The organism is Arthrobacter sp. UNCCL28 (assembly GCF_900102805.1).
Taxonomy (GTDB): domain Bacteria; phylum Actinomycetota; class Actinomycetes; order Actinomycetales; family Micrococcaceae; genus Arthrobacter; species Arthrobacter nicotinovorans_A.
Window position 1 is genome coordinate 246,865 of sequence record NZ_FMWE01000005.1, and the last position, 22,080, is coordinate 268,944.

25 protein-coding genes and 3 tRNA genes are annotated in these 22,080 nt (G+C 60.6%); 21 read left to right on the forward strand and 7 right to left on the reverse strand.

The genetic code is table 11. The features are described 5' to 3' along the window. Window positions 1-14 precede the first annotated feature (14 nt). Window positions 15-935 (reverse strand): cation diffusion facilitator family transporter, encoded by a 921-nt coding sequence (locus tag BLQ01_RS15545; RefSeq protein ID WP_026542062.1) that lies wholly within the window; start codon window positions 933-935, stop codon window positions 15-17. Window positions 936-945: 10 nt separating this feature from the next. Then, a complete protein-coding gene (locus BLQ01_RS15550) occupies window positions 946-1,455 on the reverse strand; it encodes a metallopeptidase family protein (RefSeq protein ID WP_091552702.1) in 510 nt (169 codons plus the stop codon). A gap of 90 nt (window positions 1,456-1,545) precedes the next feature. Between BLQ01_RS15550 and BLQ01_RS15555 the strand changes: the two genes are divergently transcribed. Beyond that, a complete protein-coding gene (locus tag BLQ01_RS15555; protein ID WP_091552704.1) occupies window positions 1,546-2,469 on the forward strand; it encodes a carbohydrate kinase family protein in 924 nt (307 codons plus the stop codon). Here the strand turns inward: BLQ01_RS15555 and BLQ01_RS15560 are convergent. Beyond that, entirely contained in the window at window positions 2,466-3,419 is a 954-nt protein-coding gene (locus tag BLQ01_RS15560; RefSeq protein WP_091552706.1) for a DMT family transporter, read from the reverse strand. The two genes, BLQ01_RS15555 and BLQ01_RS15560, sit on opposite strands and share 4 nt — an antisense overlap. A gap of 327 nt (window positions 3,420-3,746) precedes the next feature. On the opposite strand from BLQ01_RS15560, the gene BLQ01_RS15565 reads away from it, so the two are divergent. The 3 genes from BLQ01_RS15565 to BLQ01_RS15575 all read left to right on the forward strand — a co-directional run bounded on the left by BLQ01_RS15565 (window position 3,747) and on the right by BLQ01_RS15575 (window position 4,099). After that, a tRNA-Glu gene (locus BLQ01_RS15565) sits at window positions 3,747-3,819 on the forward strand. 84 nt (window positions 3,820-3,903) lie between these two features. Continuing rightward, window positions 3,904-3,977 (forward strand) — tRNA-Asp (locus BLQ01_RS15570). Window positions 3,978-4,023: 46 nt separating this feature from the next. Continuing rightward, window positions 4,024-4,099, forward strand: a tRNA-Phe gene (locus BLQ01_RS15575). Between the two features lie 112 nt (window positions 4,100-4,211). Here BLQ01_RS15575 and BLQ01_RS22920 read toward each other — a convergent pair. After that, window positions 4,212-4,574, reverse strand: coding sequence for an HAD family hydrolase (locus tag BLQ01_RS22920; protein ID WP_091552708.1), 363 nt, complete (start codon window positions 4,572-4,574; stop codon window positions 4,212-4,214). Between the two features lie 369 nt (window positions 4,575-4,943). On the opposite strand from BLQ01_RS22920, the gene BLQ01_RS15585 reads away from it, so the two are divergent. From BLQ01_RS15585 to BLQ01_RS15615, 8 genes are all read left to right on the forward strand, one after another. Next, the gene (locus tag BLQ01_RS15585; RefSeq protein ID WP_091552710.1) at window positions 4,944-5,945 is read left to right on the forward strand and encodes an SIS domain-containing protein; all 1,002 of its coding nucleotides are present in this window, start codon (window positions 4,944-4,946) and stop codon (window positions 5,943-5,945) included. Between the two features lie 84 nt (window positions 5,946-6,029). Continuing rightward, entirely contained in the window at window positions 6,030-6,932 is a 903-nt protein-coding gene (locus BLQ01_RS15590) for a PfkB family carbohydrate kinase (RefSeq protein ID WP_091552712.1), read from the forward strand. Window positions 6,933-7,006: 74 nt separating this feature from the next. Beyond that, the gene (locus BLQ01_RS15595) at window positions 7,007-8,113 is read left to right on the forward strand and encodes a LacI family DNA-binding transcriptional regulator (protein ID WP_091552714.1); all 1,107 of its coding nucleotides are present in this window, start codon (window positions 7,007-7,009) and stop codon (window positions 8,111-8,113) included. Between the two features lie 210 nt (window positions 8,114-8,323). Then, complete coding sequence (locus BLQ01_RS15600; protein WP_026542056.1) at window positions 8,324-9,646, forward strand: ABC transporter substrate-binding protein; 1,323 nt, start codon at window positions 8,324-8,326, stop codon at window positions 9,644-9,646. Between the two features lie 11 nt (window positions 9,647-9,657). Next, window positions 9,658-10,302, forward strand: a complete 645-nt coding sequence (locus BLQ01_RS15605; RefSeq protein WP_254779490.1) for a carbohydrate ABC transporter permease — start codon at window positions 9,658-9,660, stop codon at window positions 10,300-10,302. A gap of 57 nt (window positions 10,303-10,359) precedes the next feature. Continuing rightward, on the forward strand, window positions 10,360-10,629 hold the full coding sequence (locus BLQ01_RS22690) for a carbohydrate ABC transporter permease (protein ID WP_302846722.1): 270 nt from the start codon (window positions 10,360-10,362) through the stop codon (window positions 10,627-10,629). After that, window positions 10,623-11,459 (forward strand): carbohydrate ABC transporter permease, encoded by an 837-nt coding sequence (locus BLQ01_RS15610; protein ID WP_026542054.1) that lies wholly within the window; start codon window positions 10,623-10,625, stop codon window positions 11,457-11,459. Before BLQ01_RS22690 ends, BLQ01_RS15610 begins: the two co-directional genes overlap by 7 nt. A gap of 11 nt (window positions 11,460-11,470) precedes the next feature. Further along, window positions 11,471-12,319, forward strand: coding sequence for a sugar phosphate isomerase/epimerase family protein (locus tag BLQ01_RS15615; RefSeq protein ID WP_091552786.1), 849 nt, complete (start codon window positions 11,471-11,473; stop codon window positions 12,317-12,319). Here BLQ01_RS15615 and BLQ01_RS15620 read toward each other — a convergent pair. Continuing rightward, the gene (locus BLQ01_RS15620) at window positions 12,316-13,254 is read right to left on the reverse strand and encodes a PKD domain-containing protein (protein WP_254779492.1); all 939 of its coding nucleotides are present in this window, start codon (window positions 13,252-13,254) and stop codon (window positions 12,316-12,318) included. The genes BLQ01_RS15615 and BLQ01_RS15620 overlap by 4 nt on opposite strands. Window positions 13,255-13,273: 19 nt before the next feature. Continuing rightward, on the reverse strand, window positions 13,274-13,948 hold the full coding sequence (locus BLQ01_RS22695; RefSeq protein ID WP_254779493.1) for a DUF6318 family protein: 675 nt from the start codon (window positions 13,946-13,948) through the stop codon (window positions 13,274-13,276). A gap of 320 nt (window positions 13,949-14,268) precedes the next feature. Here BLQ01_RS22695 and BLQ01_RS15630 point away from each other — a divergent pair, with 320 nt between their 5' ends. The 8 genes from BLQ01_RS15630 to BLQ01_RS15665 all read left to right on the forward strand — a co-directional run bounded on the left by BLQ01_RS15630 (window position 14,269) and on the right by BLQ01_RS15665 (window position 20,017). Further along, on the forward strand, window positions 14,269-16,035 hold the full coding sequence (locus BLQ01_RS15630) for a hypothetical protein (protein WP_139183504.1): 1,767 nt from the start codon (window positions 14,269-14,271) through the stop codon (window positions 16,033-16,035). Window positions 16,036-16,198: 163 nt separating this feature from the next. Beyond that, window positions 16,199-16,645 carry an Asp23/Gls24 family envelope stress response protein gene (locus tag BLQ01_RS15635; protein ID WP_026548367.1) on the forward strand — a complete coding sequence of 149 codons (447 nt, stop codon included), beginning with the start codon at window positions 16,199-16,201 and terminating at the stop codon, window positions 16,643-16,645. Then, the gene (locus tag BLQ01_RS15640) at window positions 16,642-16,833 is read left to right on the forward strand and encodes a DUF2273 domain-containing protein (protein WP_026542624.1); all 192 of its coding nucleotides are present in this window, start codon (window positions 16,642-16,644) and stop codon (window positions 16,831-16,833) included. The genes BLQ01_RS15635 and BLQ01_RS15640 overlap by 4 nt, the downstream gene beginning before the upstream one ends. Beyond that, window positions 16,830-17,210, forward strand: a complete 381-nt coding sequence (locus BLQ01_RS15645; RefSeq protein ID WP_026542623.1) for a hypothetical protein — start codon at window positions 16,830-16,832, stop codon at window positions 17,208-17,210. The genes BLQ01_RS15640 and BLQ01_RS15645 overlap by 4 nt, the downstream gene beginning before the upstream one ends. Then, a complete protein-coding gene (locus BLQ01_RS15650; RefSeq protein ID WP_026542622.1) occupies window positions 17,207-17,866 on the forward strand; it encodes a DUF6286 domain-containing protein in 660 nt (219 codons plus the stop codon). The genes BLQ01_RS15645 and BLQ01_RS15650 overlap by 4 nt, the downstream gene beginning before the upstream one ends. Continuing rightward, window positions 17,863-18,474, forward strand: coding sequence for a hypothetical protein (locus BLQ01_RS15655; protein ID WP_091552717.1), 612 nt, complete (start codon window positions 17,863-17,865; stop codon window positions 18,472-18,474). Before BLQ01_RS15650 ends, BLQ01_RS15655 begins: the two co-directional genes overlap by 4 nt. A gap of 100 nt (window positions 18,475-18,574) precedes the next feature. After that, window positions 18,575-18,910 (forward strand): hypothetical protein, encoded by a 336-nt coding sequence (locus BLQ01_RS15660; RefSeq protein WP_139183505.1) that lies wholly within the window; start codon window positions 18,575-18,577, stop codon window positions 18,908-18,910. A gap of 432 nt (window positions 18,911-19,342) precedes the next feature. Next, window positions 19,343-20,017 carry a DNA alkylation repair protein gene (locus BLQ01_RS15665; protein ID WP_091552792.1) on the forward strand — a complete coding sequence of 225 codons (675 nt, stop codon included), beginning with the start codon at window positions 19,343-19,345 and terminating at the stop codon, window positions 20,015-20,017. A gap of 41 nt (window positions 20,018-20,058) precedes the next feature. On the opposite strand, the gene BLQ01_RS15670 is transcribed toward BLQ01_RS15665, so the two are convergent. Then, complete coding sequence (locus BLQ01_RS15670; protein ID WP_026542619.1) at window positions 20,059-20,460, reverse strand: helix-turn-helix domain-containing protein; 402 nt, start codon at window positions 20,458-20,460, stop codon at window positions 20,059-20,061. 250 nt (window positions 20,461-20,710) lie between these two features. Between BLQ01_RS15670 and BLQ01_RS15675 the strand changes: the two genes are divergently transcribed. After that, window positions 20,711-22,057, forward strand: a complete 1,347-nt coding sequence (locus BLQ01_RS15675) for an ABC transporter substrate-binding protein (RefSeq protein ID WP_026542618.1) — start codon at window positions 20,711-20,713, stop codon at window positions 22,055-22,057. The last annotated feature ends 23 nt before the right edge of the window (window positions 22,058-22,080 follow it).

Consider the following 22,080-nt stretch of genomic DNA (forward strand, 5'->3'; position numbering starts at 1 on the left):
GCTGGTGTGACAGGCTAGGCATGCTGGTGTGACTCGTGTTCGGAGTGGCTCACCGGCTCCAACTGGAACGTGCAATGCTCAGTGTCGAAGTGCCGGCCAAGGCAAGACCCCAGCTGGTCAAGGATGCTGTCCGCACCGCTGGCGTTGAGGACTTCGTCCTCCACCACAACGTGTGCCGAGAACACCGGAACGCCGGAGGTGATGGTCCAGATATGGATGTCGTGGGCTTCCACCACACCGTCCACGGCCAGGATGTGCTCGCGGATCATGTTCACGTCCACGCCCTTCGGGGTGGCTTCCAGGAGGACGTCCACCACATCGCGAAGCAAGTGCCAGGCGCGGGGGATGATCATCACCGCGATCAAGACTGAGGCGATGGGGTCCGCAGCACTGAAACCGGTTGTCATGATCACAATTGCCGCAATGATGACAGCGATGGAACCCAGGAGGTCGCCAAGGACTTCAAGGTAGGCGCCGCGGACGTTGAGGCTTTCCTTTTGTGCGCCCTGCAGGATCAGGAGCGAGACAAGGTTGGCCACGGCACCCAGGATGGCCGCCCACAGCATGACGTCCGTATGGATCTCCGGGGACTCTCCGAAGCGGCGGATCGCCTCGATCATGATCACTACAGCGATCACAATGAGGATCAACGCATTGGCCAAGGCCGCCAGGACCTCGGCCCGCTGGTATCCGTACGTCCGTTGGTCACTGGCCGGGCGGGTGGCAATCCAGGCCGCCATCAGGGCGATGAACACACCGGCGGCATCCGAGAGCATGTGGCCTGCGTCTGCCAGCAGTGCCAGGGATCCGGAGACGACGGCGCCGATCACCTGGATGCCCACCACCCCCAAGGTGATGGCGAGGACGGCAATAAGCCGCTTCCGGTGCTTGCCGGTTGCTGTGACTCCGTGGGAGTGGTTGTGGTCGTGCCCCATGTCTATAAGGCTAGCCCCAGCCGAGTTCGTGCAAGCGATCGTCGTCAATCCCGAAGTGGTGTGCGATCTCGTGGACCACCGTGATGGCCACTTCATCAATGACTTCTTCACGCGTACTGCAGATGTCCAGAATCGGCTGCCTGAAGATGGTGATCCGGTCAGGAAGGGAGCCGGCCTCCCACCAGGAATCGCGTTCGGTCAGGGGCACGCCTTCGTAAAGGCCCAGCAGCACGGTATCCGGATTTTCACCCGGTTGGGGTGTGTAGTCGTCTTCAATGAAAATGGCCACGTTGTCCATGGCGCTGGCCGCCTTGGGCGGGATCAGCTGGAGGGCATCGCTCACTGCTTCTTCAAATTCCTCGGCAGACATGTCGAGAGGCCGGGCGACGCCGTCCGCATAGGCCTCGTCCACCGGCGTCTGCTCAACAGGGCTATGGACCGCGTTGCGTTCCCGCAGGGGCGATGATGGGCGCTCGCCGTCCGGAACAATGGGCAAGCCGGGTGGAAGATTCGCGGGCATAATCCGACTTTAGTCCGCCCAGGCATCATCGGCGCCGTGTGTGATGAGAGATACTGAAAGTCAATCCTCTTCGACAGACACAGGAACCGCATGACCGGCACCTCTTCCCTCGCGCCTGAACCCCTTGACGTCGTCGTTGTCGGCGAGGCGTTGATCGACATTGTGGAGTCCTCCGAAGGCCAGGTGGAGTACCCCGGCGGTTCTCCGGCCAACGTCGCCTTCGGCCTGGGCCGCCTGGACGTCAAAACGGGCCTGCTGACGGCCATTGGACGCGATACCCGTGGCGATGCCATTGCAGCACATCTGCACAGCGCCGGAGTGGTGCTGCTGCCCGGATCCATGTCAGCAGGCAAGACCGCGACGGCGACGGCCCGGATAGCTGCCGACGGTTCGGCTGACTACACCTTCGACATCGACTGGAAATTGGTTCCGCTCGCCCTGCCGTACGCGCCGAGGATCCTGCACACGGGCTCCATCGCCACGTTCCTCGAGCCTGGCGCAAGCGTTGTCCGGAGCCTGCTGGAGCAAGCGCAGGGCGGTTGCATGGTCACGTACGATCCCAACATCCGCGCGGACCTCCTCGGCAGCCATCAGGAAGCCCTGGCGCTCTTCGAGGAGATCGTGCCGTTGACCGACGTCGTAAAGCTCAGCGGCACCGATGCCCGATGGCTGTACCCGGGCAAGGCCCTTGAGGACACGGCCAAACATCTCCTCGCACTGGGGGCCGGGTTGGTTGTGGTCACCCAAGGCGTCCAGGGTTCGCTCATGGCCACCCGGCACATCCAGCTCAACGTCCCAGCCGTCCCGGCCACGGTGGCGGACACCATAGGTGCCGGAGACTCCTACATGGCAGCGCTCATCATGGGCCTGCTGCTGCGTGGCAGCGACGGGCTGGCGCCCACCGTCATGGAGCGGATCGGCACCATTGCCTCCATGGCGGCATCCATCGCCGTCGGACGTCCTGGCGCCAACCCGCCCACACACCGCGAACTACTGGTGGGAATGGCCCGCTAACGGAGCGGCTGGCGGGTCCGGCGACGGGTGAGGCCCACGCCGATCAGGCACACCACGCCGCCGATCAGCCCCCAGATCGTGGGGACTTCCTGAAGGACAGCCCAGGAAATCAGGATGGTGGTGCCCGGAACCAGGTAGGTGGTGGCAGCCAGCTTCCCTGCCGAGATCAGGGACAGCGCGTACGCCCACGTGGTGAAGGCGATGGCTGTGGGGAAGATCCCCAGATACACCAGTCCCAGGGTTGCCGGCAGCGGTGCCGCCTGGACCTCGGAAATCAACTGCCCGGTCCAAGGCAGGCAGCAGATTGCCCCCACCATGATTCCGAACCACGTCGCCTGTCCAGCGGTGAACTTCCTCAGCACGGGTTTCTGCAGGATCGCGCTCACAGAGGCGAGCACAGCGGCAAGCAGGCACAACAGCACACCGGCGACGTCCGCCGTCGAGCGCTGGCCGGAGCCCAACGCGATCATCGCGACCCCGCAGAACGCAACACCGCTGCCGATCAGGAGCCACCGCGGGAAACCCTCCTTGAGGAAGATTCCAGCGAGGATTGCGATCAGGATGGGGGAGACATTGATGAGCATGGCGCTGGTGCCGGCGTCGAGCACGTGCTCCGCAGCGTTCAAGGCAACGTTGTAGCCGCCAAACCACATCACTCCATACGCAACGATCGGCAACCATTCCCGGCCGCGTGGCCAGACCTTCAGGGTGGGCAGCACCACGATTCCAAGCACGACGGCGGCCACCACCAACCGTCCCAACGTCAAGGAGCCGGGGGAGAAGCTGGGGCCCACTGCGCGGATGCCCACGAACGCGGAGGCCCAGAGGACGACGGTGACGATCACGGCGGCAATGCCGAGTTTGCTGATGGCTGCTCCCGGCGCGGGGGTGATGCGCTGGGGCAGGTCCGGGGAGGGCTGGCCGGGTTCGGCCGGGGTGGTGGTTGTCATAGAGCCAAATCTAGCCGCCGCCGGGCCGACGCGGCTGGCGGTTTTCGGACGCGTCAGGGCAAGATCCTGCCAAAATTCCTCGGCCGCCCCTCCCCGGTCTTCCAGCCTGCTCGCGAGGGGCGGGTTCTCGACTCTTTGGGTGTCTCTTAGGGTTGGGATCCAACCCCTCGATGGTCATCGGATGAGGTGTCCAGATGCCCGGCAAATCCTCGATTTGGGAATATCGCCATCTATGCTCTAAAGTTTTAGAGTCCAGTTCGGACGAGCGAGACACGGAAAGAACGCGTAAGCGTCGCTTTTGTTTTGTGAAATCCGAATTGAGTTCAGGCCCCCATCGTCTAGCGGCCTAGGACACCGCCCTTTCACGGCGGCGGCACGGGTTCGAATCCCGTTGGGGGTACGCAAGGAAGTGGTAAACCGGATGAAAAAAGTCTGGTAAGCTAGAAGCCTTGAAAAAAACGCGGTAGAGATACTGCAAACGCAAGGCCCTGTAGCGCAGTTGGTTAGCGCGCCGCCCTGTCACGGCGGAGGTCGCGGGTTCAAGTCCCGTCAGGGTCGCTCTGAGCGCCGAAGAAATTCGGTTCTCAAGGTGACATGTCACCTAGGCTCTGTAGCTCAGTTGGTAGAGCGTTCGACTGAAAATCGAAAGGTCACCGGATCGACGCCGGTCGGAGCCACCAGCTAGAACCCTCGGTTATCCGGGGGTTTTTTGCTTTAACATTCGCGCCTCCGGCCGAAGCCCTTTGGAATTTTAGCGGGCACCCCAAGCGCCGGCTTTTGATGCCGAGCATCTCAATTGGCCGCCTCGATGCTCGTTAGCTTAATCACTCCTTCCAAACTGCCCTCCAAACTGTCGATGGATTCTGGAGACTCGCGCCCTTCACGTCGGAGGTGGATTGCTCGTAAGCCAGCGTTGCGGGCGCCTGCGACGTCGGTGAGGTAGTTGTCGCCTACGTTCAGGGTCGCTGCCGACTGCACATCCATGCTGCGGCAGGGTAGCAGGAAGGCCCTTGCGTCCGGCTCGGCGAAACCAGTGAGCTCTGAGCTGAAGACCCTGTCAATGAGCCGCTCAAGGCCGATTCTCCTGATCTCGGAGACTTGCTGCTGGTGATTCCCGTTGGTAATGACACCAGCCGGGATACCGATGGAGCGCAAGTGCTACAGGGCGGGCACGGCGTCGGGAAATGCGGCCCAGGCTTGCTCGTAGTTCTCAAGATAGACCGCGAACAGCGCGTCGAGGGTGGTGTCCGAGGGGGAATGGAGTCTCCGGCGAGCGGAAGAAACTGGCGAAGCCGTTCGCGGCGTTGTTCTTGGAAAGAAAATTCTCCACCAAGGAAGCGGTCGTAGCGAGCTAAATCCTGACCTTCCACCTCCCACTCATTCCTGCAACGAATCCCGCTGCCTCCGATTCGCTGAGCCAAGCTATTGACGCCTCCAATTCCCCATGACACCATGATGACCACATCTTGATACCGGTATCAACTTGTTTCAACCGTCTCAGGTCGTCATACGAAAGGACCATCCGTGCTTGGCTTCAAAGAAGAGGAATTCCTCACGCAGACCCGCAGCGCACTGGCACTGCAGGGGCAGATCGAATCGGTGGTTGATTCCATCCAGCAGTGTGGGATGACCAACCTGTTCCTTATCGGTGCAGGTGGAACCTATGCCGCGATGCTGCCGTACGAGCACTTCATCCGGTCCCGCTCCACCTTGCCGGTCCGTACGTCCATCGGCAAAGAGCTGATGTTGACCGAGGATCCCACATTCGGCCCCGGCTCCGTAGCTGTCTTCGCCTCAGTCTCGGGCACCACGGAAGATGTTATCGAGGCCATCGAGTTCGCTAAGGCCAAGGGCGCCTACACCATCGGCTTCACGGGTTTCGGTGACAGCCCGTTCGCCAAAGCCCTGGACGTCGCCTTGGTTACCGAACCCAAAACCTGGCCGTTCGATATCCCCATGATTCTCCTGAGCACCCGGCTTCTCGCCGTGCGGGAGGAATTTGAAGGATATGAGGAACTGGCAGCAGAACTGCAGTCCGTTCCCGAAAGCCTGGTCGGCGTCGCCCGCCAAGCAGAATCAGTGGCTGAAGCGTTTGCCGAGAAGAACAAGGACGCTGACTACCATTTCCTTGTGGGCACCGGGAATCTGTGGGGCCTCACCTACCTGTATTCCATGTGCATCCTCGAAGAAATGCAGTGGCTCCGGACCACCCGCGTGCACGGTGCGGAGTTCTTCCACGGATCCCTTGAACTCATTGAGGAAGACACCAGCCTCATGCTGCTCATGGGCGAAGACGAGACACGCCCGCTGATGGACCGTGTGGCCAAATTCGCCGAAAACTACAACAAGAACACCACTCTTCTGGACAGCAAGGCCTACGAACTCCCAGGCGTTAGCCCGCGGTTCCGCGCACTCCTGTCTCCGCTGGTCCTGGACACGGTACTCGACCGTTTCAGCAAGCACCTCGAACGCGTCCGCAACCACTCCCTGGATCTCCGCCGCTATTACCGCGTGGTCGAGTACTAACCCAGAACCGCACCCGGGAGGGGCTTAAGGCAATGCGCTGCGGGCCCGGCCCTCCCGGGCCCGCAGCTTCGAGACAGGAAGAGCATGAAAGTAATCGGTTTCGGGGACAACATTGTGGACCGTTTTCTCGACCGCAAAGTGATGTACCCCGGGGGGAACTGCGTCAACGTTGCGGTTTTTGCCCGACGGATGGGCGTTGAATCCGGCTACCTCGGCGTCTTTGGCTCGGACTCCTTGGGCGCCTTTGTCCGCGATGCCATTGTTGCAGAAGGCGTCGATACAAGTCAGTGCGTCATCCGCGATGGCCTCAACGGTGTTACTGAAATCAAAGTTGTCGACGGTGACAGGGTCTTCCTTGGCTGGAACGAAGGTGGCGTCACCACAAGTGATCCTTTCGTGCTGGAGGATGAACACCTCCGGTACCTGGCCTCGGCCGACTTGGTACATTCGAGCGTCTACTCCGCTTCCGAAAGCCAGTTGCCTGCCCTGCGCAACGCCGGGACACTGGTCAGTTTCGACTACTCATCGGAGCCGGAACGTAGGACGGACGCCTACTTGGCGCAGACGGCGCCCTACGTGGACCTTGCACTTTTGTCGTGCGGAAACATGACCGTTGCCGCCGTCGAAAGTGACCTTAAACGCGTCCACGCAGCGGGCGTTTCGCTTGCGGTGGGGACGCGCGGCCAGTCGGGCGCAATGATGTACGACGGCGAACGCTTCCTGTCGCAGGCGGCGGCACCTACCGATCCGCTGCTGTTTGCGGACACGATGGGTTGCGGTGATGCTTTCCTGGCGGGACTCGTGGTCAGTCTGTTGGATTCGGGTTGGAGTCGATCGAATCGGCCGCCGGTTGAGGAGTGTCAAAAAGCCTTGGCCAGAGGTGCGCGGTCCGCCGCTGCCCAGTGCTATGTGGAGGGCGCCTTCGGTTACGGCCGTGCAGTCGAGGTAGCTACCAGCCGGCCAGGTAACTACCAGCCGACCAGGTAACTACTAGGATCTGATGCAGAGACAAATCAACGCAGGAGACCGCAAACGCGGATTCCACAACTGAAGGGGGCCGGATGGCGACGGATCATCAGAACCACCCGGCTGCCCCGACCATCACCGAAGTGGCAGCAGCCGCCGGCGTGGGCAGGGCGACGGTTGCCCGGACCCTGGGGAACTATGGATCGGTCAGCGAAGCCACACGGGCCAAGGTGATGCGTGCGGCCGAGAAATTGGGCTATCAGCCGAATACGTTGGCCCGAAGCATGACCACGGGGGTCACCAAAACCCTTGGAATCGTGCTGGCTGATGTGGCCAACCCGTTCTTCTCGGGAGTGCTTAAAGGCATTTCGGAAACCGCCAAAACGGCCGGCTACGATGCCATCATCCTGAGCACTGACGAGAAGCTTGAGCTGGAGCGCGACGCGATCAAGGTCTTGCTGGCAAAGCAAGTGGATGGCCTCGTTGTGGCTTCAGCTGCGGGGCGAAGTGATGACGTCTCCCATCTGTCCAATGCCATTGATCGAGGAACCCCTGTGGTTCTTATAGACCGCCTGGTGGACAAACTGGAGACGGACTCGGTGGTGATCGATAACCGGGAGGCCGCGAGGTCTGCCGTTGCTTCGCTCATTCAGAATGGTCATCGGCGCATAGCATTCGCGTGGGGGCCGGTGACCCTGAGCCCGGCGACGGACTTGAAGCAGATGCACGGCATTCTGGACGAAGCGCTCTGGAGTGACGGCGAGCGGTTGAGGGGTTACCTCGACGCGCTCGAGGAGGCCGGGATTCCTTTTGACACTGCTCTCATCACCCACGTTTTGAAGAATGAGGGCCAAGCCACGCGGGCTGTCAGTGGAATGCTCGCCCTTGCGGACCCACCCACTGCCATTTTCACTACCGAGACTGAGGCAACGGTGGGGGCGCTGCACTCCTTGCGCGCCAAAAACCTGCGCCTGCTCAAGGATGTCTCGCTGATCGGGTTCGATGACAGCCCGTGGGCTGCCGTCATGGAACCGCCGCTGACCATGATCCAGCAGCCCATGCGCCAGATGGGAGTGGTTGCTTCCCAGCAGCTCATTGCCAGGATTGACGGCGATACGTCTGCCCCAAAGAAGCACGTCCTGCCTTCGCTGTTGGTAGCCCGCTCGTCGGATGGCCCGGTGCGGGCCGCCAGCGGCGAATAGAAATTTCCCGCCCCTAATTTTCTCCGCTCTCTTCCCCCGGTGCCTCAAATCATGATTCACTGTGGTACCGGTATCACATGTTTCACCCCCAAGTCCCATCAAGAGTTACCCCTTCAGCCCGTACCCGAGTTCATCCCAACGGCGGGCATAACTTTCCTACTCCCCTTGAGGAGTACCGGCTGATCGGCCCTTCGACCGAAAGAAGAACTGATGCGTAAAAGCACCCAATCACTGATGGCATTGCTGGCCGGCGCCGCATTGGCGCTTACCGGTTGTTCCGACGGCGGCAGCCAGCCCGCCGCTGCCTTGGATCCCAACGCTGCCCCGCAATACACCGGGACCCTCAGCATCCTCACGAAGTTTGGCGGAGACCCGCTGGAGCCCTACTTTGAGGACCTGGCAGCGGAGTACAAGAAGCTGCACCCGGAGGTTTCCTTCGACCTCATCCAGGAGACGGACCAGAGCATCAAGGACAAGACCAAGACGCTGACTGCGTCACAGGCCATGCCTGACATCTACTTCACCTGGGCCGGCAGCTGGGCCAACAACTTCATTGACGGAGGCCTCGCAGCAGACCTGACCCCGGTCATTGCCCCCGGTACCGAGTGGGGAAACAACTTCGGAGAGTCCGCCCTCAAGGCGTTCGCGAAGGACGGGAAGTACTATGCGGTACCCCTCTACAACAACGGCAAGTTCATGGGCTACAACCAGCGCATCTTCAAAGAACTGGGACTGACCCCGCCGTCCACTTTCGACGAGCTCATCTCATCGTGCTCTGTACTCAAGGGAGCCGGCTACGAGCCGATCTCGTTTGGGAACAAGGATGGCTGGCCAGGCCTGCACTACCTGCAGCAACTCTTCGCCTACGAGGTACCCGCCGAAACGCTGCAAGGGGATTTCAGCCCTTCAACAGCCAAGCTCGAGGACAAGGGTTACCTCAAGGCCATGGACCAGTTCACCACCTTGGTCAAGGAGTGCACCGGCAGCGGCAAGGATTCCAACGGTGTTCTCTACACCACGGCGCAGCAGGCCCTGGCTGAGGGGAAGTCCGGTATGTACTACCAGGAGATCCTCGAATTCGACTCCACCGCCTCCGCCGATTCAAAGCTCAAGCAGGATGGGTTGGGCATTTTCAAGCTTCCGGCGGCAGCAGACGCCAAGGGCGATCCGAAGGCCATTGAAGGTTCCCCGGAGGGTTACATCATCAATGCGCGTTCCAAGAACGCCGCGCTTGCCGCTGACTTCATGAAATTCGCTACCAACAGCCAGAACGCTGCCAAGCTCTCCGCTCCGCCGTACGGGCAGCCCAGCGCCGTCAAAGGTGCGGTTTCCACCGAGAACTCCTCAGGGCCTGTGATCGAGGGCATCAAGCAGGTAAACGAAGCATCTGCGGCCATCACCTGGCTGGACTCCGTTACTGTTCCTGCAGTCGCTGACGCCTGGTTGGCTGGTGGGGAAGCCCTGGTGGCCGGAACCCAGACCCCGGACCAGGTACTTGCCTCCGTCCGGGCCGCTTCCAGTGCAGCGAAGTAGCAAGGGACGCCATGACTGTTTCGCATACTGACTGGAAGCCTGCGGCGCCGCCCACGGCGCCTGTTTCCGCCGGAAACTCCAAGGGTCGCAAACCCAGGTCTGTCCAGGGTCGCCGTTGGCGCAATGTGGTGTGGGTGCTGCCGGCAGTCCTGCTGCTGGGCGTGTTCGCGTACTTGCCCCTGGTGCAGAATCTTGGGTTCAGCTTCCTCAAGTGGGATATCTACAGTGGCCGCCAGACCTTTGTGGGTGCGGACAACTACGTGCGGATGTTCAATGACCCCATCTTCTGGAAGTCACTCCTCAACAACTCGCTGTACGCGGTCATCTCAATCGCCTTCCAAGTATTCGGGGCGGTGATCCTCGCCGCGATGATCGAGGGACTGCGGAGCCAGCGGTGGAAGGGGATCCTCCGGGCCGTGTACTTTGTACCGTCCGCAATCTCCCTGACAGTTGCCGGCCTCCTGTTCTACTTCATCTACGAACCCGAGATGGGCATCCTCAACGCCGCCTTGGATTTCCTGGGCCTTGGAAACTTCACCCAAGCCTGGCTGGGACAGGAAAACACGGCGATCTTTGCCATCATCGCCATGAGCCAATGGCAGGGCTTTGGATACTGCACGCTTCTCTTCTCGGTGGCGCTTCAGCGAATCCCTTAAGAACTGTATGAAGCTGCATCCATCGACGGCGTTGGACCCTTCCAGAGGTTCTTTTCGATTTCCTTGCCACTTGTCAGGGAAATGACCGGCCTGATGATGATTGTCACCGTCTCCGGAGCCTTCCAAGTGTTCAACGAAGTCATGGTGATGACCAGCGGAGGGCCGAACAATTCCAGCCAGGTCCTTGGTACATGGCTCTACAGGAGCGGATTCGTCCGCAATGACTTTGGTTATGCGGCCGCCGTCGCAACCGCCGTCTTCATCATCACCCTGGTCCTGGCAGTCGTCCAGCTACGTATCTCCAAGAAAAAGAGGGTCCAATGGTGACGCGCTCAGCCCTGCTGTTGGTACTCGGACGGGTCCTCGTCAAAGCCTTCCTGATTGCCCTGGCTGTCGTCGTCGTTTATCCCTTGATCTGGATGCTGCTGAACGGTGTGAAGTCCAACTCCGAGCTGTTCTCCAATCCGTTTGCACTGCCCGTTGCGTGGAAATGGGACAACTACATCACTGCATGGAATCGAGGGGTGGGCGACTACCTCACCACCAGTGTCCTGGTAACCGTTGCTTCCACCATTGCGACAGTATTCATCAGCGCATGGGCGGCTTACGGACTGACCAGGGTGAACATCCCCTTCAACAGGGTGGTGCTCATTCTCATCCTGGGCGGCCTGATGCTCGCTCCCACGGTGGCCCTGATCCCACTGGTGAAGATGTTCCAGAGCCTGGGGCTCTACAACAATCTCTGGGCGTTGCTCATCCTGTACACGGCATTTCGGGTTCCCTTCACAACGTTCCTTATCAGGGCTTACATGATGGACCTGCCCGCGGAGGTGGATGAAGCCGCATCCGTGGATGGAGCGTCGAAGGCCCGGGCCTTTTGGCAGGTTATTCTGCCTATGTGTAAGCCGATCCTGGTCTCGACTGTTCTCTTGAATATTCTGTTCACCTGGAACGAGTACTTGTTCGCCATGGTCTTCACCAGCGGGGGAGCGCTGCAAACCCTGCCAGTGGGGCTCACCAACTTGATGTCCAAGCACGGTACGGACTATCCCGTGGTGTTCGCGGGTATGGCTATTGCGGCAATTCCGGTGATTGTGCTCTTCTTCGCCGGACAGCGGTACTTCATTCGTGGACTCGCCGACGGAGTTGGTAAGTAGTTATGAGCGTGATGGGTTTACTGAGCCTGGACCAGGTCGGTGGATCGAACTTCGCCTACCAGCACCACACCCTTGAGCGTTGCCTCGATGACATGGTCGAGCTGGGAAGGACCGAGGTGGAGCTTTGGGGAATTGCCCCGCACCTTTATATTCCGCAAGTTGATTCTGCGCATCTGCTGAAAGTCAGACGACAGCTGCGGGAGCGGGAGCTTGCAGTCAATTGCCTTACCCCCGAACAAGTGGCCTACCCCGTCAATATTGCCTCCGCGGAGAAATGGCTAAGAGATCAAAGCGTTCAGTTGTTCTTGCGGGCCGCGGAAGTGTGCAGCGAACTGGAGTCACCTCTGTTGTTCCTGACAGCGGGACGAGGCTACGAGGACCAGCCGGTTGAGGCGGCGTGGGCGAGGTCCGTCGAAGCCCTGCAGACTATCACCCAGCGCGCTGCCGAACTTGGTGTGAACTGTGTCCTTGAGCCTCTTCAGCGTGTTGAGTCGAACCTGGTCACTGATGTCGGTTCGCTCCGGTCAATGCTCGACGACGTCGGATCCCCGGCTTTGGGGGTGGTGGTAGACACCGTTGCCATGGCAGCGGCAGGGGAAAGCGTCAGGGACTATGCCAAGGCCTTCGGCGAAGCTATCCGACACGTTCATTTGATTGACGGTACTCCAACCGGACACTTGGCGTGGGGTGATGGTTTCCTGGATCTCACTAAGATTCTGCGCGACCTAAGCCGGCTGAATTACGGCGGGGCCCTGACGTTTGAACTCTTTGGAGACGGCTCCTACTCATTGCAACCCCGCGCCGCGGTATCCAAGTGCCTCGAAGCTGTTGCGGCCAGCCTGACGGCGATCTCGTCCTAGCCGGACTTTGCGCCGGGGCAGCCCCAGGAGTTGGGGTTTTCCTGGCAGGTGTCGGCGACGAGTGCTCTTTGTGTTTTCCAGACTTGGATGTTTTGGGCTGGTGTGGTGAGGTTCAGGGTTCCGTTGATGGGTAGGGGTGGGCCGTTATTGACGGAGTAGGTGCCGGTGAAGCTGGTGGTGAGGGTGGCCTGGTAGTTGCCGGTTTCTGTGTAGCTGTGGCTGGTGCGTGTTTGGGTGTTGAGCCATTCGGTTTCCGGGATGGAGTAGCCGGCTGCTGGTGTTGGTCCGAGGGTGGTGCCGTCACCGAAGGCGTAGGTGTAGTTGGCCGGTGTTGCGGTGAGGTGGACTGCTTGGCCGAGGATGCTGACGTTGAAGTCTTGCTCGCTGGCGGTGGTGTAGAAGTTGGTGGGTGCGCCTTTGAGGGTGTGGGGGAAGGGTTGGGCTTGGAGGGTTCCGGGGTTGATGGGTAGTTGTTGGAAGTCGTTGAGGATCCGGGCTGCGATGTTGTCCAGGACGTTCTCGGGTTGGGCCGAGTAGAGGCAGGTGGGTCCGGTGACGGGGATCCAGTCGGTCCAGCCTGGGTTGGTGATGGCTTTGGGGGCTTCCTTCCAGATGACCGGGGTGCCTGCTTCGGTATTGGTTTCGGTGGCGGGGCATTCGAGGGCATCGCAACCGGGGTCCTTGGTGTCGGGCCCATCGGCGCGGCAGTGCGTGTCGGCCATGTACTGGTTGGGGTCCACTGTTTCGGACGAGGTTGATGTTCCTCCGATACTGGCTTCTAGCTGCCCGGTCTGCGGATCGATTCTGAAACGCGCGCCAATATCGATGCTGCTATCGCCCGCGTTGTTGGCGGCCCACGTATCGTCAGCTGCCAGAGAGGGCGCCGCCACAGCAGGGCTGGCAGAAAGCCAGACAACCAGCGCAACAATGACCACGCCGATTCTTTTTACGGGCCTAAGAGATGACGCCAAGGTCCACCACAATCCATGAGCCATCAACGTACGTGGCGAACAGAGCGAAAGCGTCATTGGATGCTTCTGAACTCGATCGACCGACGCTGCCATCTGCGTTGTAATAGTCAATCTGCTGCTGAATCACTTGGACCTTTGCCGACTGCACGGAGTCGGCCCTCCAGAGCACCTCTACAACAGGAACTGAAATTTTCCCGCCCACGAGCCACCTCCCGTCGATGTATCCATCTTCACCGGACTCTTGAAGACGGAGGCAAAGCCGGCAATCTTGGGAGATTAACGGCAGCCACGATGACATGTCTCCTGTCTCGCCCACGTAAGAAAGCTGCGCGTACCAATACCCAATAAACGCCTCCAACCCTGCCTTCGAGTTCTCCTTCGCCAGCTCGGGCATCACCGGAACCGGCACATTCTGTGCCTTCCCCTTCGCATCTGCGGGCTTGTAAACCGCGGACGGCGACGGTGCACTGGAGGTAGCCGAAGCAGCCGGAACGGCGCTGCTCGAGGTGGGGGACACCGTCGTCGAGCCTGATTCGGAGGTTTGCAGGCCGGGCGGACTGCCGCCTTGGCAACCCGTGAGGAGCAGGGCCAGTCCCACTGCCAAGGCCGCCGTCCGTGGCAGTGCAACAGGAAAAGTGGCAGACGAAAGACGTGGCATGACAGGCTCCCCAGCAGCTGTTTTGTGATGTTTCGGCCAGTCTAGGTGGGCTGCCAAGCGGGTCCCAGCCATGAATTGTGCCTTGTGGATAACCCGCCCGTGGCCAGTGTGGAAGTGCCTCGTGAGGGAAGGGCCGCAGCGCGATCGGACTAGGTATTCCAAGCCGGATGGATCGATCGGGCAGGCTCAGATGTATGCCACGTCACGATCAGTGACTCCGGCTCACTAAGAGGTAGAGGCGCGTCATTGCATCTACATGGATCACGGACCCTGTGTGGGGAAACAGGTGCCTCTTTCGCGCTGTGCGATGACGAGGAGAGATGATGGAATCGACGCTGGGTAGACGAGCACTTATTGCGAGCGGAGGGTTTGCATTGGCGGCCGGGGCAGCTTTCGCGGGGGCGGGCCCAGCTGCGGCGGGCACTGCTGTGACGAAGAGTGCCAGGCGTGTTTACTACGCATCGGACTTTGGAATTTTGCCGAAGGCGACCATGCCTGTCAGTCCCCCCGATGAATATGGGCGCAAGTTCTCTGCCGGCAAGCAAGGCTTCCCGAATGTCCAGGCTGTCGGTGCTCCGGGGACTGCGGCGATCGATCAGTCTGATGAGATCAATGCGTTCCTGCAACAGATCGCGGTTCTTGGTGGTGGCGTTGCTGTCTTCGAGGGCGACATAAACCAACTCGTCGGATACGGCGTAAAAAAGCCCATCGTGATGCTGAGTGAAGTGGCGATCTGGGGACTCGGCTGGAACAAGACGACTTTCATGTTGATCGACGGCGCGAATTGTTCCGTGTTCGTCAACAAGCCGAGGAGTAATCTCCACGATGTCCGCGATTTGAGGATCAACGGGAACCGTTGGGGCCAGAGTTTCCCGGACGGATTGAACTTCGCTGGCCCAGGGGCGGTGCTGGGCGGCAATCATCCCGCCAATCCTGATAACTGGCAGTTCAATTCGCACGGGATACTCATGGTTCCTGACTACACTGCCCCCGCCCAGCCAGTTCAACCCACATATGGAGACACTTATTCGAACTTTGAGAACATCTTCGTGGTGAACCCTTACGGCAGCGCCGCGATGACGAACAAGATCGGTGGCGAGATTCGATTCCGCAACATTATCTGCACTGGAGCGGGCGGAAACGGTTTTACCGCCGGTTACGACACGTTCCTTACCGACGTCACTGTGGGCAGTTCGGAATACCACGGGTTTCTGCAGCAGAACGGGTCGACCAGATTCACTAATACGAAGGCATTTTGGTGCGGTCAGGTGCTCGAGAGGTGGCAGGTCGGCGGAGGTGGCGCGAAGATGCGTCGAGCGGCGGCAGGCTACAAAATCGTCAACGGTACCTGCGAATTTTCATCGGCCGAAGCGCAGAATTGCGGGGCTGAAGGATTTTGGATCCAGGGTGAGAGCGTGAACGGGCAGCTGGCTACGATTGCCAACAACATGCTGGCCGACACCAGTGATAAGGCCAATCCGGCCGGATGGGCACCCATTCCGGATAACTACGTCAACGACACCGTTTGGACCGGCCAGGCTACGGGGCCGGGACCGACGCCGGCACACCATCCTGGCGTGCAATTGTGGGCAAAGTCCAAGTACAACAACCTCTCCATCACTTCCCGGACTGCGGGTCTGCAGGATGGTGGCGGGCTAGGCCAACAGGGCTACGCGCTCGGCGTGGACTCGACGGGCGGGTCGATCGAGAACAATATCTCCGTTACACATTCAGATGGATACGACGGGCAACGCGTGAAGGGGATATTGACGCCAGCTACACCTCATGAAGCGGTTTCGAAGAACTGGATTCTTGCCAATGGCCGTCCCTTGAGCGACGCGGTGCGCGAGGCGCCGCAAGACCTCCTCGCCATAGAAGCTGTGGGCACCTATATCGCCGGAGGCCAGGGATATCTGAACAACCCTTTCCCCGGGGGCACGGTCCGGATCATTTTTACTGAATTCAGGAATGTGTTTTCCATGGAAGCAGTCCGACTCGACGAAGCAGGGGCTCCGTTCACCAACATCAAATACAACGATGGGAACGGCTGGAGGGGCTGGATCCAGCGAAGCAGGGCGATTCTGTAACGAGCTTTATTGCCTTGTCCGAGACTGGCGTCGATGAAAGTTTCCTTGCGAACGGTCAGCACAACAAACAGCAGTGCCCGGGCGCGCTCCCTTCTCCCGGGAGCTTCTCCCAAAGCGTCGGAGCTAGACGCTAGGGTGGTACTCAAGAGAAGGGGAGTGCTCCATGGAAGACCAGAACGTGCAGCTTGATCCTGTGCCTGGGGGCGAAATCCTGGGGACTGGACGCACCATCATCTCCGAAGCGGCGGTGGCCAAGGTTGCAGGCATTGCTGCCCGCACAGTGCCGGGCGTCTACTCGTTGGGTTCGGGTCCGTCCCGCGCGCTCGGCGCGATTCGCGACGCCGTCGGCAGCTCGGACCATGCAGCGGGCGTCCGCGCAGAAGTGGGCGAGACCCAGGTGGCCGTGGACATCAACCTTGTAGCCCTCTATGGACACCCCCTGCACGGCGTCGCCAACCAGGTGCGCAGCGCAGTCTTCCGCGCGGTTGAAGAGCTTGTTGGCCTGCAGGTCATTGAAGTCAATATCGAGATCAATGATGTCTATGTGGCCCCGCCTGTTAAACCCACGGGAAGCAAGGCCGCCGTAGTGGAAAGGGAGGCACTCCAGTGAGCATGACCGTTGTGGGCATCGCGATCGGCGCCTTCGTAGCCTTCATGTCCTTTTCCTTTGGGCTGTGGGGATTCCTGATCTCACTGCTCTTCATGGGCATCGGAGCACTGCTGGGCCGGGCAGCTGACGGAAAATTGGATCTTCGCAGCGTCCTGGACGCCATTACGGGCCGGCGCTCCTCGTCATGAGCGTGGCTGAGGCTGTGGAATCCACCACCAGCCTGGCCGGCCACAACCGGATCAGTACCCAGGCTTTGACATCCTTGGCGCGCGCCGCCGCCGCTGAAGCCCTCGGCGTTGAGGCCAGCGACATCCGCGCTGATTGGGCGGACGACGACGGCCTGCTGGCTTTGTCGATCGTGGCACCTATCAGCATCCCGGCTTTGACCGAAGTCTTGCGGGATCCGCTGCGCGTCCAAGGCTTCGGCGGCTCCATCTGGGACCGGGCAGTAGCTGCGAAAGCCACTGTCCTTGAAACTGTCACGCGACTCAGCGGATCCCAGTTGAGCAGGGTGGACATCAGAATCAGCGGTGCCCACGTCACTGAAGGAGGCCGGGTTCATTGACGCAGGACCAGAAAGCCCACCGCCCAACCCGGGATCAAAACAGCATCGAGCAGCAAGCTGGAGCTGGACCGGTAGCCGGCGAGGACCCTGAGATGAGCCGTATCCTTCGGCGTGAAACCCATTCTTCCCGCGCCGGTGCTGCTGTCATTGCCGCCGTCCTGGTGATTGTGCTCTGCCTCTACGCACTTCTCGAGGCGGGCGTGCGGGCCGTGGGGCAGCCTCCCTGGCTGATCGACCCCACCACTGCGGCCGGGCGCATCATCGCTCTCCCGGAAGGTATTTCCCCTTTGCTGCTAGGCGCCAGTGGTGCCGTGGTTGCCATGGTGGGACTCTTCTTCTTCCTGCACGCAGTGCTGCCCGGCAGGCGAGCCCGGCATTTGCTCCGGGACCGTCGTACCGCCGTCGTGGTTGATGACGAAGTGCTGGCTTCAGCGCTGGCGCGTCGTGCGCGAACTGCCGCGAACGTTACCCAGGAGCAGGTGATGGTGGTGGTTTCCAGGCAATTGGTGGTGGTCAATGTCCGGCCTACATCGGGCAGCAGGGTGAGCGAGGAAGCTGTGCTGACTGCTGTGCGGGCAGAACTTGAGGAGATGTCCCCGGTGCCGATGCCTTCCGTGCGGGTCAACGTGGCGTCCTCGGGGGTGATTGGCGCGTGAACGGGACACCGCGTGCCCTCAACCGTGTGCTGTTGTTCATCATTGGGGTGAAACTCCTGGCCGTCGGACTGTTGCTCATGCTGCTGGCGACCGTGCCCGCTGTGGCGGCGTGGTGGCATGGATTCTCTGCCGGTGTCTGGGCCGGGATGGAAAATGCCTTCCGCCAAACCCGCTTGCCAGGACATGAGGAAAGCTGGCTGTGGATTGTGGCTGGAGCGGTCCTGGTGGCCGTCATTGTCGCCATGATCGCCTGGCTCTCCCAGCAGGGCAAGGGCAGGGCCAACCTGTTGGTCGCAAGCGATGACGACAGCCATATCGATGGAGAAGTGCGGATCGGTGGAGGCGTGGCGGAACAGGCGCTGAGGGCTGCTCTGGCTGAGCGGACCGACCTCGCAGCCGCTTCCGTGGCCACCTACGAGGTGCGGGGGAAGCCGGGGCTGCGCATCCGGATCCAGCCCAGGCAAGGAGTGGCGCCACACGTGCTGGCCGCCGAAGTATCCCAGCTCGTTGAAGCATTGGACCTGGTTATCGGCCAAAAAACGCCGGTGTTGGTGCACATGGTTTCGGGTGCCCGGTCCAGGTTTACCAAGGCGGAACGTGTCCGCTGACATTGCGGAATGCAAGTCCCGGCCCCTAAGTTGAGTCCGAGGGGGAATGCCTCCTTTGGCACGCTACGTCACAGATTCGACCGTTACAGAGGAGAACACCATGAGTGAAGAGACCACGGGAGCCGAAGCAGTAAACGGCGCAGCAGGAAACGCCAAAGAGGCGGCAGGCGAAGCCCTGGAAAATGCGAAGGAATTTGCGGGCGAGGCTGTTGAAAACGTCAAGGAATTCGCTGGGGAGGCAGCCGGGAACGTCAAAGAGTTCGCAGGCGAGGCCGCGGAAAACGTCAAAGAATTCTTCTCCGGTGATGTCGGCGAAAACGCCAAGGAACTGGCCGGAGACGTGGCGGAGAAGTCCAAGGAAATTGCCGGTGATGTAGCCGAAAACGTCAAGGGACTGGGCACGAAGATTGCCGGTCTGCTGAAGGGCGATAAGTAGCAAACGCCCCATCAGCAAAGGATGGCAGTTCGTATCCGCAGCGGAAGCCCGCGCGGGAGCGGGCTGCCATCGCTGTGTGAATGCCCCGTATTCGGTCCCAGCCGGTAACCCTGCCAGCCGGCAACCCTGCCAGCCGGTAACCCTGCCAGCCGGTAACCCTGCCAGCCGGTAACCCTGCCAGCCGGTAACCCTGCCAGCCGGTAACCCTGCCAGCCGGTAACCCTGCCAGTCCGGTAACCCTGCCAGTCCGGTAACCCTGCCAGTCCGGTAACCCTGCCAGTCCGGTAACCCTGCCAGTCTGGAGCTAGTAACCTGAGGTCCATACGCGATGGACAGGAGGCGGCAGTGGCTACAAAGGCAGTGTCCGAAAAGGCAGCGGTGGAAGCCCCAGTGGCGGGAACAGCGGTGCTCGACACCACGGTGGCCGGACTCATGGCCGAATTGGCCGCCCTCGAAGATCCCCGGGCGCGCGAAATCAACGAAAAGCACGGCGATGACCATGGCGTGAACCTCAGCAAATTGCGGGCAGTCGCCAAAAGGCTGAAAACCCAGCAGGAGCTCTCACGCGAATTGTGGGCTACGGACGATACCGCTGCCAGGCTGTTATCGTTGCTGATCTGCAAGCCCAAAGCCTTTGAACGCGACGAACTGGACAGAATGCTCCGGGATGCACGGACTCCCAAGGTCCACGACTGGCTGGTGAATTACGTGGTCAAAAAGAGCCCGCATTGCGAAGAGTTGCGGGTGGCCTGGTTCGCCGACGCTGATCCAGTGGTGGCCAGCGCAGGATGGGCGCTGACGTCGGAACGCGTGGTCAAGAAGCCTGAGGGCCTGGACCTGGTGGCACTGCTGGATAGCATCGAGGCCGCCATGAAGGACGCACCGGAACGTCTGCAGTGGGCCATGAACCAGTGCCTTGCCATGATCGGCATCGAGTTTCCGGAGCACAGGGCCAGGGCTCTGGACATTGGGGAGCGCTTGGAGGTCCTGAAGGACTATCCCACGCCGCCCAACTGCACCTCACCGTTTGCGCCCACTTGGATCAACGAGATGGTGCGGCGCCAAGCCGCCCCACAGCCAGCCGCCCCACAGCCAGCCGCCCCGTAGCCGGCCGCCCCGTAGTCGGCCCCCACAGGCAGGACCGGGAATTAGCCCCGGTTGCGGTGCATCATGCGGTAGGTGAGTTCGGCGAGGAGTTCTTCGTCGGACAGGTGTGACGCCCTGGCGATGGGAGCAGCGGGGACAGCGATGCGCGGTGGTCCCTGCCGGGGTTCGTCTCCTGAGCGCATGTCGTCAGGAGTGATCATTTCCGGGGCAAACGTTGATTTTCCTTTAAGGACCTCTGAGACGGATCCTGCACGCCAGCCCAAAGCATGCTCAAGCTTGCGCTGGTTGATTTCCTGCGTGCGGCGGGTTCCCGATTCCAACGTACGGACGGTCTTGATGGCAGTTCCCGCCTGCTTGGCCAGTTGGACTTGGCTCAAACCTTGGGCCAGACGTTCTTCCTTGATCAATCGGCCGATGGTCTGCAGTGCTTCAAGTTCATCCACACTTCCTATTTTTCCATAGGCAACATTGGGTAAACAAATCGATCCGCAGCTTGAAGAGCGTGCAGGACTGATGGGGCGTTGGCCAAATGGAGCGAAGAAGGCCGCGTTTTCAAGATCAACAGGTTGCTTGGTATCGATGCGGTTACGTTCTGTGTAAGCGCTTGCATTTTGACGCGCTTCCTAGCTAGTGTGAGCGTCACCACATCAATTGCGCCGCCGAATCACTTGTACTCAGCGAGGAGTCTTTAGCATGAAGAAAACCAAGTACCTGCTACCGGTCGCAGCCGCCGGTGTTCTGGCACTTACCCTTTCCGCCTGTAGCGGAGATGGTGGCGGTGGGGGATCCACCGCCGGCTCGAATGACTGCGCCAGCTACGAAAGCTATGGCAAGCACGATGGCAAGACCGTCTCGGTCTACTCGACGATCGTAGACATCGAGGCCACCAACCTCGAGGAGTCCTGGAAGCAGTTCGAAGACTGCACGGGCATCACCGTCAAGTACGAAGGCAGCAAGGAGTTCGAGACGCAGATCGGCGTCCGTGCCCAGTCCGGGACCGCGCCCGACGTGGCGATCTTCCCGCAGCCCGGCCTTCTGGCCACCCAGGCAAAGGCAGGCTACTTGAAGCCGGCTCCGAAGACGGTTTCCGACCTCGTGGACAAGAACTGGTCCCCGGACTGGAAGAAGTACGGCACCGTGGACGGCACTTACTACGCTGCCCCGATGCTCGCGAACGTCAAGGGCTTTGTCTGGTACTCGCCCAAGACCTTCAAGGACAAGGGCTGGGAAGTCCCCAAGACGTGGGACGAAATGATTGACCTGTCCAAGAAGATCGCGGCCGATGACAAGAACATGAAGCCGTGGTGTGCTGGATTCGAGTCCGGTGAAGCCACCGGCTGGCCCGGCACGGACTGGATCGAAGACGTGGTTCTGCGTGCACACGGCCCGGAGGTCTACGACCAGTGGGTAGCCCACCAGATTCCGTTCAACGACCCCAAGATCGTCGACTCCTTCAACAAGGCCGGCGACATCCTGCTCAACCAGGACATGGTGAACGGCGGCTTCGGTGACGTCCGCTCGATCCTGAGCACCGGTTTCGCCCAGGCCGGCCAGCCGGTTCTTGACGGTACCTGCGCCATGCACCACCAGGCCAACTTCCAGGCCGCCAACTGGCCTGCAGGAACCAACGTTGCTGAAGATGGCGATGTTTGGGCCTTCATCACCCCGCCGATCGACGAAAGCAAGGGCAAGGCAGTCACCGGCGGCGGCGAAATGGTGGGCGCTTACAAGGACACCCCCGAGGTTCAGTCCTTCCTGGCCTACCTGGCCAGCGCCGACTTCGCCAACAACCGCGTGAAGCTGGGCGGTGTTGTCAGTGCAAACAAGGGCCTGGACCCGAACAACGCACAGTCCGACCTCGACAAGCTGACCGTCAAGATCCTCCAGGACCCTGACACCGTCTTCCGCTTCGACGGATCCGACCTGATGCCGAGTGCTGTGGGTTCAAACTCCTTCTGGAAGGGCATCGTGCAGTGGATCAACGGCACGTCCTCGCAGGATGTTGCCAACAGCATCGAGTCCAGCTGGCCTAAGAGCTAACTCCCAAAGTGCTGCCTCCCCTG